This window comes from Amycolatopsis sp. NPDC050768 (assembly GCF_040654155.1).
Taxonomy (GTDB): domain Bacteria; phylum Actinomycetota; class Actinomycetes; order Mycobacteriales; family Pseudonocardiaceae; genus Amycolatopsis.
In genome coordinates, this window is record NZ_JBFAHL010000031.1 from 62,153 (window position 1) to 72,885 (window position 10,733).

The 10,733-nt window shown below is 70.1% G+C and carries 13 protein-coding genes and 1 pseudogene; 5 read left to right on the plus strand and 9 right to left on the minus strand.

Annotated features, from left to right (window positions below):
- Nucleotides 1-11 precede the first annotated feature (11 nt).
- Nucleotides 12-800, minus strand: coding sequence for an SDR family NAD(P)-dependent oxidoreductase (locus AB0H62_RS48400; protein ID WP_360592700.1), 789 nt, complete (start codon nucleotides 798-800; stop codon nucleotides 12-14).
- Between the two features lie 236 nt (nucleotides 801-1,036).
- Between AB0H62_RS48400 and AB0H62_RS48405 the strand changes: the two genes are divergently transcribed.
- Together AB0H62_RS48405 and AB0H62_RS48410 are read left to right on the plus strand one after the other, a co-directional pair.
- On the plus strand, nucleotides 1,037-2,173 hold the full coding sequence (locus AB0H62_RS48405; RefSeq protein WP_360592701.1) for a glutamate--cysteine ligase: 1,137 nt from the start codon (nucleotides 1,037-1,039) through the stop codon (nucleotides 2,171-2,173).
- A 10-nt stretch (nucleotides 2,174-2,183) separates the two neighbouring features.
- Nucleotides 2,184-3,179: an iron-containing redox enzyme family protein gene (locus tag AB0H62_RS48410; protein ID WP_360592702.1), complete on the plus strand. Its 996-nt coding sequence runs from the start codon at nucleotides 2,184-2,186 to the stop codon at nucleotides 3,177-3,179.
- Here the strand turns inward: AB0H62_RS48410 and AB0H62_RS48415 are convergent.
- The 4 genes from AB0H62_RS48415 to AB0H62_RS48430 all read right to left on the minus strand — a co-directional run bounded on the left by AB0H62_RS48415 (nucleotide 3,164) and on the right by AB0H62_RS48430 (nucleotide 5,755).
- Nucleotides 3,164-3,379 (minus strand): CDGSH iron-sulfur domain-containing protein, encoded by a 216-nt coding sequence (locus AB0H62_RS48415; RefSeq protein ID WP_360592703.1) that lies wholly within the window; start codon nucleotides 3,377-3,379, stop codon nucleotides 3,164-3,166. The genes AB0H62_RS48410 and AB0H62_RS48415 overlap by 16 nt on opposite strands.
- On the minus strand, nucleotides 3,366-4,109 hold the full coding sequence (locus AB0H62_RS48420; RefSeq protein ID WP_360592704.1) for a methyltransferase: 744 nt from the start codon (nucleotides 4,107-4,109) through the stop codon (nucleotides 3,366-3,368). Before AB0H62_RS48420 ends, AB0H62_RS48415 begins: the two co-directional genes overlap by 14 nt.
- Nucleotides 4,110-4,567: 458 nt before the next feature.
- The gene (locus tag AB0H62_RS48425) at nucleotides 4,568-5,005 is read right to left on the minus strand and encodes an SRPBCC family protein (RefSeq protein WP_220240140.1); all 438 of its coding nucleotides are present in this window, start codon (nucleotides 5,003-5,005) and stop codon (nucleotides 4,568-4,570) included.
- A gap of 288 nt (nucleotides 5,006-5,293) precedes the next feature.
- Nucleotides 5,294-5,755, minus strand: coding sequence for a DUF2188 domain-containing protein (locus AB0H62_RS48430; RefSeq protein ID WP_360592705.1), 462 nt, complete (start codon nucleotides 5,753-5,755; stop codon nucleotides 5,294-5,296).
- Nucleotides 5,756-5,881: 126 nt separating this feature from the next.
- On the opposite strand from AB0H62_RS48430, the gene AB0H62_RS48435 reads away from it, so the two are divergent.
- Complete coding sequence (locus AB0H62_RS48435; protein WP_220240141.1) at nucleotides 5,882-6,082, plus strand: DUF3072 domain-containing protein; 201 nt, start codon at nucleotides 5,882-5,884, stop codon at nucleotides 6,080-6,082.
- A gap of 101 nt (nucleotides 6,083-6,183) precedes the next feature.
- Here the strand turns inward: AB0H62_RS48435 and AB0H62_RS48440 are convergent, their stop codons facing one another.
- Nucleotides 6,184-6,663, minus strand: coding sequence for a YihY/virulence factor BrkB family protein (locus tag AB0H62_RS48440; RefSeq protein ID WP_360592706.1), 480 nt, complete (start codon nucleotides 6,661-6,663; stop codon nucleotides 6,184-6,186).
- Nucleotides 6,664-7,047: 384 nt separating this feature from the next.
- Between AB0H62_RS48440 and AB0H62_RS48445 the strand changes: the two genes are divergently transcribed.
- Nucleotides 7,048-7,290 (plus strand): acyl carrier protein, encoded by a 243-nt coding sequence (locus AB0H62_RS48445; protein ID WP_220240142.1) that lies wholly within the window; start codon nucleotides 7,048-7,050, stop codon nucleotides 7,288-7,290.
- Here AB0H62_RS48445 and AB0H62_RS48450 read toward each other — a convergent pair.
- Nucleotides 7,283-7,540, minus strand: a complete 258-nt coding sequence (locus AB0H62_RS48450) for a hypothetical protein (protein WP_220240143.1) — start codon at nucleotides 7,538-7,540, stop codon at nucleotides 7,283-7,285. The two genes, AB0H62_RS48445 and AB0H62_RS48450, sit on opposite strands and share 8 nt — an antisense overlap.
- Before the next feature lie 202 nt (nucleotides 7,541-7,742).
- On the opposite strand from AB0H62_RS48450, the gene AB0H62_RS48455 reads away from it, so the two are divergent.
- Nucleotides 7,743-8,282, plus strand: a complete 540-nt coding sequence (locus AB0H62_RS48455) for a DUF4383 domain-containing protein (protein WP_360592707.1) — start codon at nucleotides 7,743-7,745, stop codon at nucleotides 8,280-8,282.
- Between the two features lie 251 nt (nucleotides 8,283-8,533).
- On the opposite strand, the gene AB0H62_RS48460 is transcribed toward AB0H62_RS48455, so the two are convergent.
- Entirely contained in the window at nucleotides 8,534-9,583 is a 1,050-nt protein-coding gene (locus AB0H62_RS48460; RefSeq protein ID WP_360592708.1) for an NAD-dependent epimerase/dehydratase family protein, read from the minus strand.
- A gap of 423 nt (nucleotides 9,584-10,006) precedes the next feature.
- Nucleotides 10,007-10,455, minus strand: a pseudogene (locus AB0H62_RS48465) (transposase); the annotation flags it as partial.
- Between the last annotated feature and the right edge of the window lie 278 nt (nucleotides 10,456-10,733).

Below are 10,733 nucleotides of genomic sequence, written 5' to 3' on the forward strand. Positions count from 1 at the left end.
CGGCCTCTTGGTCACTCCTCGGCCGAACCCGGTTTCATCATCTTCCCCTGCTGCGCCGCCTTTGCCGCGTCCGGCAGCGTCCGCGACGCGGCGGCGGTCGCCTTGTTCTTGGCCCCGACCACGACCTTGTCCTCGCCCGCGATGAGCGCGGCGAACCCGGCTTCCGCGACGTCGGCCGCGCTGTCCTTCTTGCCCGCGCCGATCTTCGTATCCTCCATGCCCGCGCGTTCGAAGAACCCCGTGTCGGTAGCGCCGGGCAGCAGCGCCGTCACCGTCACGCCCTTGTCCTTCACGTCCGCGCGCGGGCCCTCGGAGAACGAGGTGAGGAACGCCTTGGACGCGGAGTAGACGACCTGGTACGGCGCCGGCGCGGTCCCCGCGATCGACGATGTAAACAGCACCCGCCCGCGACCGCCCGCGACCGCACGCGACCGCGCTCGACCATGACCGGGTACCACGCGCTTGGCCAGGTGCACCGCCGAGCGCACGTTCAGGTCCACGACGGTCAGCTGGTCGTCGAGGCGCGTGTCGCTGGCGAACTCGCCGTTGATGCCGACGCCTGCGTTGACGACAAGCGCCTCGACCGGGCGGCCCGTGGCGGCGACGCGCTCGACGAGTTCTTCCACGCCTAAGCGGCGGGTGAGATCCGTCCGCACTTGCTCGACCGTCGCGCCGCAAGACCGGACCTGCTCGGCGGCCTCGGTCAGCTCATTGTCTTCAGCGGCGAGCATGACGTCGAAGTCGTGGTGGGCGAACTGCTTGGCCAATTCGAGCCCGATGCCGCTCGACGTGCCGGTCATGACGGCCAGTGGCTTCTCCGCGGTGGTCTTGGGTGGTCCCCTCGTGAGCCCGCCCTCCGGGGGCTCCGCTGGTGCAGCGCTCACGGCCCTCGGCGCGCAACAGCCGCGCGATGAGGAGCGCCCGCAACCCGACTGGCTCGTGCCGATCTCGCCGCGGCTCGACGTCACGTTGCGCGAGGCCTGTCTCCGGCGCGCGATCCCGGTTCACCGCCGCGCAAACGGGTAGCCGAGTTCTCATGGATGGGGCGGGGACGACGATCGGGGTCGAGGAGGAGTTCCTCCTCGTTAACCCGCGCACGGGCCGGACAGCACCATGCGCGGACCGCGTACTGGCGCGCTGCGGGCACCACGGCCGGTTGCCGGAAGGCGCGATTGTGCAGCGGGAGCTGCGCCCGACGCAGCTGGAGCTGGCCACCGGCGTCTGCACGAGTGCCGACGAGCTGCGGGTCCAGATGACCAGCGGGCGCCGGTTGCTCGCCGCTGCCGCGGCCGCCGAGGACTGCGCGCTCGTCGCGTCCGGCACGCCCGTGTCTCTGCCGGGTCGTGGGGCGCAGCCGGAGCCGCAGGGCCGGTACGCGGAGATCCACGAGGCCTACGGCCCTCTCGCCGCCGACTACGAAGCCTGTGGCTGCCACGTGCACGTCGGCGTCGACGACCCGGACACTGCCGTCGCGGTGGTGAATCACCTCGGCCCCTGGTTGCCGGTGCTGCTGGCGCTGTCGGCCAACTCGCCGTTCGCCGACGGCCGCGACACCGGCTACCACAGCTGGCGCATGGTGCTGCAGACCCGTTTCCCTGGTTCCGGCGTCGCTCCGCATTTCCGCAGCCACGCGGAGTACCAGAGCACGGTCGACGCGCTCGTGGAGTGCGGCGCGCTCGTCGACCGCAACCAGAGTTTCTGGCTGGCCCGGCCGTCACCACGGCTGCCGACGGTGGAACTGCGCGTGGCCGACACCGCCGCGACGGTCGACGGCGCGGTACTGCAAGCCGTGCTGTCCCGCGCCCTCGTGCGGACCGCGCTGGCCGACCTGGAGCGCGGGATCGAAGGCCCGCGCCTGTCGCCGCAGGTGTGTGCCGCCGCTGTCTGGGCCGCCGCGCGCCACGGCCTCACCGGGTTTCTGGTGGATCCTCGGCTCGAACGGCAGCGCCCGGCCGCCGAACTCGTCGAAGACCTGCTCACGCACACCGCCGGCGCGCTCGAGGAAGCCGGCGACCTCGCCCTTGCCGGGTCGCTGGCCGGCCGGGTGCTCGTCGATGGCACGGGGTCGGCCGCGCAGCGCGCCGCGGCGGCCGGTGGGCTGCGCGCCGTGGTGCGGCTGCTCGAGGAACACACCGTGCCCGTCGCGGGGCATGAAGCGGCCGCCGCGGGGTAACCCTCCGGTCATGAAGACTCTGCAGTCCACCGAGCTGCCCACAGGCCGCGGGCCGTTGTCGGCTGCCGTCTCCGAAGCGCTGTCCGCTCCTCCACCGGGGCAGGCTGTGCCGCTCGACGCGATCGCAGACGCCGATCCATTCGGCGATGACCTGCAGCTGGCCCTGCACCTGTGTTACGAGCTGCACTACCAAGGTCTGCCCGGCGTCGACGCCGGCTGGGAATGGGACCCCGAGCTGCTACGGCTGCGGGCCGCGCTGGAAGAGCGCTTCCTGAGCGCGTTGCGCGCCGCGGCGCCCGGTGGCGACGACGTCGACGGCGAGTTCGCCGCGCTGCTGGTCGAGCCGATCGACGCGGCCGGCGTATCCCACTACCTGCGCGACGAGGGCGAGTGGTGGCAGGTGCGGGAGCTGTTCGCCCACCGCTCGATTTACCACCTCAAGGAAGCCGATCCGCACGCGTGGGTCATCCCGCGCCTGCGGGGCCGGGCCAAGGCGGCGCTCGTGGCTGTGGAGTTCGACGAGTTCGGCGGCGGCCGCCCGGAGTACGTCCACTCGCGGCTGTTCGCCGACCTGCTGCGCGGCGCCGGGCTCCCCGACGGCTACCTGGCCCTGCTGGACTACGTGCCTGCGCCGATGCTGGCGATCGTCAACGCTATGTCGCTGTTCGGGCTCCACCGCGCCCTGCGGGGCGCGCTCGTCGGCCACTTCGCCGCCGCGGAGATCACCACCGCGCCCTCGGCGCAGCGCATGGTGCAGGCGCTCACCCGGCTCGGCGCGGCCACGGAGTGCAAGTTCTTCTACACCGAGCACATCGAGGCCGACGCGGTGCACGAACAGGTGATGCGCCACGACGTGGTTGGCGACCTGCTCGATCAGGAACCGGCGCTTGCGGCGGACGTGGTGTTCGGTGTGCATGCCACGAACCACCTCGAGGACCGCCTCGGCGAGCACCTGCTGGGGTGCTGGCGCGCCGGGCGGTCATCATTGCGTCAGCCCTTGCCCTGAGTCCGGACCCGCTGACGGTGGCTGGTGTCGCACAGCGGGAAGCATTTGCTGCGCCGGCAGGTGCACACGGCCACGAGGAATCGTTCGGAGCGCACGACGTTGCCTTCGGGCGTCTGCAGCTCCACCGGTCCTTCGATCAGCAGCGGCCCACCCGGGACCATCCGCACCCGCCGGTGGTCCCGGCCCTCACCGGTCGGCACGGAGCACCACCAGTTCCTCTTCGCGCACCTGCGGGGCCACGAAGCCGGACTCCTCGAGGAAGTCCGTCCGTCCGGAAAGGACCGGCCCGAACGGGACCACCGCCCGGGCGACGACCCGCGGCCGCAGGCCCGCGGTGGTAAGCAGCCGGGCCGAGCGGTCCACGCCGGCCATCACGGACTGCACCAGCAACAGGAACCCTCCTGGCGCAACCAGTGCTGGGGCGCCCTCGCACAACGGGTCCAGCACCGCGCGTCCGTCGGCCCCGGCGTCGCATCGGCGGTCGGGCCGAGCCTGTTCCGCCGGCACTGGCACGTACGGCGGATTGGTCACGACGACGTCGTAAGGACCCCCGGTCGCGGCGGCGAGCAGGCCGCCGTGGCGCACGCGCACCGGCAGCCCGCGCACGGCGGCGTTCACCCGTGCCGACGCCAGCGCCCGCCGCGAAAGATCCACGGCCAGCACGGATTCTGCCCCCGCCCGGGCAAGTTCGATAGCAAGCGCGCCCGTGCCGGTGCACAAGTCGAGCGCGCGGGCGGCGACGGGCACCCCGGCCCGGCGCACCGCGGACGCCAGCAGGCACGTGTCAGCTTGCGGACGGTAGACGCCAGGCAGGCGGAGCAGGCCGCGCGCGGGGAGCGCCGACCCCGCAGGGAACGCGGGCAGCACCTCCCGCAGTGCCGTAGCGCCGGCGGCGGTCTCGTCCGCTTCTTCCGCGGGTACGGTCGTCATCGGGGCCTCCTCGGCGTCAGGGTCACCGCCGATTACCCGCCGACCGACCGGACAAACTTCGCGCTGTCGCGGCGAAACCAGGTTTCGACCTCCGCGCCGGCGCACCACTGGGACCTGGCGGCTCTGCCGTCGCCGCTCTCGCTATCGGTGAACACCGGACCGGCCTGTGATCGCACGGCTACCGGGATTGTGCCGCAGGATTCCCGGCCGTCGCACGGGAATCCCGTACGGTCCCAGCGCTACAGCCGCCGCGTGCACCGGCGCTCTACCCCCCGCCCAGACCAGCATCGTCCGAGAGTGCCCCAACCGCGCCTTCCACCTCAAAACGCGGAACAGCTGGGATAACTCCATCGGGGTGCTTCGACGTCGGCGCGCCCTGCGCCAACAGTTCCCAGTCGGGCTACACACCTGCGGCCTTTCGGTGCAAGTTGGCGAGTAGCAGCAGCCCACTAATCCGACTAACTCCCCGCCGGGTCGCCCTCGCGATCGTTGCGCTCCACGTCCGAGTCGGCGACGGCGGTGTACGCCAGCGCCGCGACCGTTTCCTCCAGGCCGCGCTGGATCTCCTCCCCGGAGCCCTCGCGGACGCTGCGCAGCGTGACCTCCACGCGGCTCGCGGCGGGGCCGGCGTCGGCGATGCTCAGCTCGCCCTGGTAGTCGTGCGGGCCCTGCGAACCCCAGGACAACGTGCGGTTGGCTTCGTCGACTTTGAGCCAGGCCTCACCCTCGATGTGCTCGCCGTGGATCTCCGCCTCGACGTGGACAGCCTCGCCGCCCTGGGGCTCGGCCTCCTGCATCTGCGTGAAGTAGTGCGGCAGGTTCCGCGGCTCCCGCAGATAGGCGAACAGTTCGTCCGCCGGCAGCTCGACCGAGGCACTGTGGTGGTAGTCGGCCATGGGAATTACCTCCTGGATGTCGGATACGCGAGGTTCTCGCGGCCGACGCCCGATGAGGGGGCCGTGCCGAATCTTCGCCGATTCGGCGCCCGCGTGGTGGACGCCCAACCGAGTGTGCAAATCGCGCCAGATCCCGAAACGACGGAGTGACCACCGGCGGCCGCACCCGCGCTGTTGGCGTACGGTTCGTTGCCAGGATTGATCTCCGGCCCCGCGCGGACTGCGCGTGCAAGAAACACGCGAGGCCACGCTACTGTCCTCAATGGACGTCGAAGCCGGGAAGTGCGATCAGGAACCCCGTTCCACCCGTATTCCCTTGTGGTGGGTGCGGTAGTCCTCGTGGCTGACGAGGGAGCCGAGCTCGTCGCGCACGCGGTGAGCGACGCGGCGGGCCTTCGCCATGTGCCGCCCCGTTTTGACGGCGATCGCGCGGTCCTTGAACGTGTTCGACGCGCGCTGATAACCGTCGATCTTGTTCTTCCACAAGCCGTTTTCGTGGAACGTCTCGACATCGCCGTCCATGAGACGGGCCTCCTCCCGTTGTCCGGTCGGGCCCGGATACCCGCCTCCGGCCGCGTCACACGTGCCTGGGTGGAGATACTGCGTTCGCGCAGCGGAGAAGTACATCGCGCGCAGCACGTCGCAGAACGCCTGGTGCGGCACCGTCGGGAGATCGGCCCGCACCAACGTGATCACCGTCTCGGTGTCGACGTGCGGGTGCTCGCGCAACGCCGCGACCACAGCCGACAAGTACCGGAAGCCCAACCCTACCGCCGGCCGCCGACGAATTCCGGTCACGGCGCGCCTGATCGGCGTTTGTCGGACCCCTCGGGTATCGTCGCTTACGTACGAACACACGTTCGAAAGGGGGAAACCATGACGGACCAGATCGACCCGAATCCGCAGAAGGACCCAAGCGACTGGACGACAGGCGACGAACCCATGACCGGCCCGCAGAAGTCCTATTTGCGGACGCTGGCGCAGGAAGCCGGCGTGGACGTGCCGGAGGAGCTCACCAAGGCCGAGGCATCGGAGCGGATCGACGAACTGCAGCGAACCACGGGCCGCGGCACCTGAGAACCGCCTGGCGGTCGGAATGCTCGACGACGCCGAGGACACCGGGCAGCGCGTGATCGGCGAGCAATGCGAACGCCGGCGACAGTGACCGATGACCGCACTCATCTCGTGCAGTCCCTTCGCACACGGCGGCCGCTTCGTTCGCGTCCATCGCCTTCGTATCGCGTGGCGGGCAGGAACGGCTCGCCTTCATCGGAGCCGCCGCCCGCGTCGCGCCGGCGGCCGCGTGCCGGCTCGGCATCGAGCTCGGCACCGAGCAGGACAGCGATAGTGGAGATCCACATCCACGCCAGCAACACGATGGCCCCGGCGAGCGACCCGTAAGTCTTGTCGTACGAACCGAAGTTGGCCACGCAGAGCGCGAAGCCCGCCGACGCCGCCGCGCACAGCGCAACGGCGACCAGGTCTCTCGGCGTGAGCCACCGGAAGTTCGGCTGCCGCACGTTGGGCCCAGCCCAGCAGAGCAGCGCACCCACAAGGCTCACGAGCACCGCGATCACCGGCCACTTCGCGATCTCCCACACCAGAACCCCGGTCCTTTCCAACCCGAGCAGATCACCCAACCGCCGCGCGACGGTCACGGCGGCACCGCCCCGAGCGCGCAGACCACCAGACCGCGACAACGCGCGCCCAGCCCGGCGAGCCTCTGGGACTCGACGACCCAGGATCGACCCACTTGAACCTGTCAGCCCGGCCCCGGCACGACCTGATTGCGTAGTACGTGAGGTCCGCGGCCCAGTCGGTGCAGTTGTCCCTCCCGAACTGCCGCGCCGTGCGCCTGAGCACCATCCACCAGGACCCGCGGACAGCTTCGTCGGTCCTTCCGGCTCTGGTCGCCGTCCGTTCACCGGAACCACCTCCTGCTCGGACGTTTACCGGTGCGAGCCGCGGGAACCACGGCCTCACGGGCGGCGCCAGACCGGCCCGTATTCCAGTCACCACGGTAAGTTCGAGAGGAACCGCTTATGGCTACCGGAGAGACCGGCTTCGACGACGTCACATACGACCTGGTGTCGGTGCAGTACCACTCGTTGAAAGCCGGACACGATTACGGCCAATACGTGCGCGACGCCGACAACGCCGAGCGTCAGGATATCGCCGACTTCTTTCGCCGCGTGATGGAAGAGGACTCCGCCCGGGCGAAGCAGTGCCACGAGTTCATCAAGGAACTCTCGGGAAGCTCCGAATCGGGTGCGGCGGTTACCTGACAAAGTCACGCCGGGAGGCGCCGGCCTCCGGCACCTCCCGGCGCACCAGCCAGCGTCCGAGGCCCAGACCCGGCCCGGCGGCCGGCCCGGGCTTCGGCCCGGCCGCAGCCGGAGTGCCGCTGCAGGGCTGGATCACGGCGAGACCGAGCTCGACCAGGTTTCCGTCGTAGCACACCAGCTGCGCGCCGGCCTGGCGGTCGGCGGCGGCTGCGAGCGGTTCGTCGACGAGCTTGCACGACTCGCGCAGCACCTTCGGCGGTGGCCCGGCGACGACAGCGCCTCAGTACAACGATGCGCATTGCCGATCCGAAACGCGATCCGGAAGCCTTACCGCCGTTGGACAATCCGTCTCGGGTGGCGCCGGTTTCATCGGTCCCCTCCGGGGCAATTACGGCGCGAGGTAGCCATCGCACGCCGCCTTGGCCCGGTCAAGCGGCAGGGAGTCCTGCGACATGCCTGAACGTGACGCCTCTGCCGACCGGCGGCCACGCCCCGGCCCGGGAGCCCTGCGGCTGGTCGTGCTCGTCGTCGGCGTCGTCTACCTCGTGCTGGGTGTGCTCGGCATCTTAGTGCCGGGCAACTTCGGTTCGACCGGCTCCGGTCCGTTCACCAGTCGCCAGCCCCAGTACACACTGTGGATCTTCAGTGTCGGCCCGCTGCTGAACGTCATGCGCATCCTCATCGGAGCGCTCGGGCTCCTCGCCGCCCGCAGCAGCAGTGGGCCTGCGATCTTCTCCTTCGCCGCCACCATCTGGTTAGCCGGACTCAGCACCTACAGCATCCTCGTTCTGACCCGCGGCACCGGCGACCGGCTCAACGTCAACTGGGCCACCGCGATCCTGCACCTGGCCACCATGGTCGTCACCGCCGTAGTCGCTACACTCGGCATGCGCGGCCGACCCCGGCGGGAGAAGTCCGCCGCGCGGATCTCCGGGGTCGCCGAGCGGACAGCCCGTAGCCGCCCGGGAACGGACTCGTCATCCGCGAAATAAGCCGGCGTCCCATCGCTCGCTGTTGGACCACCCGAATAAAATCCACCTGCCTGAACCGTCTGGGCGACCGAACCCCGGTTATTCCTCGCACGAGTGCCGAACGACGATCGGGCCCGAAGTAGACCGTCCGGAGAGGGCGTGATCAAAGGATCGCACCCGTCCCAGTTCGGTCGCACTGGGCAAACGTTCGGCGCACTCTGGAACGGCTTAGTTCCGAAGCCCCGCCCCCGATGCCGGTCAAGGCGGCCCGCTCAGGGCCGGCGACCGACGCCGGTCGCCAGCTCGTGCGCGCGCTGCCCGTCCGGCGCCAGCGGCGCGGTGTCCGCGCCCGCTCCCGCGCGCAGCCCCGACAGGAACTCCGCCACCGTCTCCGCCGCGGTGTAGCGCGGATGCCAGTCCAGCTCGGAACGCGCCCGGCCGGTGTCCATCACGGGCAGGTGCAGCACCGTCTCGAACAGCCCGGGAGTGGCCGGCACGAGGTGCAGCCGCCAAGCGGCGCCGAGCGCGTGCTTGACCAGCGCGGCCGGAATGGGCACCAGCCGCGCGCCCAGCTGCTCCGCGAGGAACGGCATGTCCACCACGGGCTCGGTCGCAACGTTGAACGATCCCGAGACCGGGCGGAGCACGCAGCGGCGGATCGCGTCGGCGAGGTCGATGCTGTGAACCACCTGCATCCGCAAGCCGGGAATGTCCGGCAGAACCGGCACCAGTGACGGACGCATCAGGCTGCCCGGCACGAACGGACCGCCGAACAGCCTCCGCTGCTCCGACGCGGCCGCCCGCTGAAAGACGAACCCGGGCCGTACCCGCGCCACGCGGACATCCGGGTGCCGTAGCTCGAAGTTGTCCAGGCACCGCTCCACATAGGCCTTTTCCCGCGAGTAGGCCGCCCCCGGCCAGCCGTGGGTCGGCCAATCCTCGGCGACCGGGCGATCATGGACGGCCGGAGAGTAGGCGCCGACCGACGAGGAATACACCAGCTTCGGTACGCCCGCCTCGGCCACCGCGTCGAACACCCGCAGGGACCCGAGCACGTTGGCCCGCCAAGTGACCTCGGGCCGGCGCGTGGGCTGGAAGAGCCAGGCCAGGTGCACCACCGCGTCGGCGTGGCGCAGGATGGGGACCAGGTCGTCCCTCGCGACATCGGCCTGGATGAACTCCGCCTTCGTGGCACCGGGGCCGGCCCGGCGGCGACCTAGCCCGACGATCGTGCCGACCGCCGGGTCGGTGTCGAGGGCGTCCACCACGCTGGTCCCGATGTTCCCGGTCGCACCGGTGACGACGATCCGCTGAGTAGTCATGCCGCCCGGTTACCCGCCCGGGCCAGGGCGTACTCGGCACGGTGCAGCAGTTCATGGAGAGCTGGTCTGTTGCGGACTGACGGGCCCGTAGTCGCTCGAGGACCGCGCGGGCGGCGCGTTCGTGGCTTCGCACGATCTGGTGGCTTCCGAGACGTCGTCCAGTTCGGACCCCATTTCGCAGATTGTCCTTCTGCCAGTCCAAGAAGCGCCCCTGGCGTCCCACGAGTCACCACAGACGCGGCAGATAGATGCGCAGGTAAGAGCTCATAGACCGACCATCCCCCTGGACTGACCGGGACTGCCAGCGGAAGGCCCCGGCACCCTGCGCGTGGGACAGGTGCCCGCGCGATCGTCGTCGCGGACCAGCGCGACGCTCGCCGATGGATACAGCGCGAACACCGCGCCGAGCCCGACCAGCTACGGCTCGGGCAGATACAACTCCCGGTCGATCAACGCATGCCGCGAGCACCGGCATAAGCCAGGAACGTGCCGATCTGGCAGTTCTCGATCCGCCCGGCAGTCCCCGAGTACTGCCGCTGCACCCCCGCAGACCGGGTGCCCTTCTTCAGGAACCCGGTGTCATCCACGATCAGCACCCCGCCCGGTTCACCGAGATGCTCGACCACGTAGTCCCGCACGTCATCGCGGACGCCGTCGATGTCCCAGTCCGCCCAGCGCAGCAGCCGCTGCATCCCGTCCGGCGAGACTTCACCGGCCTGCTCGGCCAGCGTCCAGCCGTTCTTCCGCGCCAAACCCGCGACCAGCCCGGACACATACTCCCGCGCACGATTCCGCGGCTCCGACCGCGCGAACCGGCCCCCGATCCGCTCATGCACCCGCTCCAGCTGACCCATCACCACATCGACCACCACCAGGATGATCTACCACAACACCACTAACTGCCGTTGCAGTACTAGCCGGCCTCCGCGAACGTCTGCCGGCTGTCGACTTCGACGACCTCCTGGCCCGAACCGCCCACCAACGAAACACGTTGGAACCCTTCCGGCGTCAGGTCGGCGTCCAGGTCATGACCGGCACCGGTCGGGACGGCTGACGGGTCTATCCCGTGATCGGTGTTTCCGGCGGGTCGGTCAGTAGGTTTCGGCTCCCGGCCAGCGGTCACCGAACGTGATGGCGAACGCGTTGATCA

What these genes read in the sequence shown, in the direction of transcription:
- AB0H62_RS48420 (WP_360592704.1), bottom strand. Translation starts at nt 4,109, where the DNA reads ATGACGACCGTACCCGCGGAAGAAGCGGACGAGACCGCCGCCGGCGCT.
- AB0H62_RS48400 (WP_360592700.1), bottom strand. Translation starts at nt 800, where the DNA reads ATGACCGGCACGTCGAGCGGCATCGGGCTCGAATTGGCCAAGCAGTTC.
- AB0H62_RS48460 (WP_360592708.1), bottom strand. Translation starts at nt 9,583, where the DNA reads ATGACTACTCAGCGGATCGTCGTCACCGGTGCGACCGGGAACATCGGG.
- AB0H62_RS48410 (WP_360592702.1), top strand. Translation starts at nt 2,184, where the DNA reads ATGAAGACTCTGCAGTCCACCGAGCTGCCCACAGGCCGCGGGCCGTTG.
- AB0H62_RS48405 (WP_360592701.1), top strand. Translation starts at nt 1,037, where the DNA reads ATGGATGGGGCGGGGACGACGATCGGGGTCGAGGAGGAGTTCCTCCTC.
- AB0H62_RS48445 (WP_220240142.1), top strand. Translation starts at nt 7,048, where the DNA reads ATGGCTACCGGAGAGACCGGCTTCGACGACGTCACATACGACCTGGTG.
- AB0H62_RS48455 (WP_360592707.1), top strand. Translation starts at nt 7,743, where the DNA reads ATGCCTGAACGTGACGCCTCTGCCGACCGGCGGCCACGCCCCGGCCCG.
- AB0H62_RS48435 (WP_220240141.1), top strand. Translation starts at nt 5,882, where the DNA reads ATGACGGACCAGATCGACCCGAATCCGCAGAAGGACCCAAGCGACTGG.
- AB0H62_RS48425 (WP_220240140.1), bottom strand. Translation starts at nt 5,005, where the DNA reads ATGGCCGACTACCACCACAGTGCCTCGGTCGAGCTGCCGGCGGACGAA.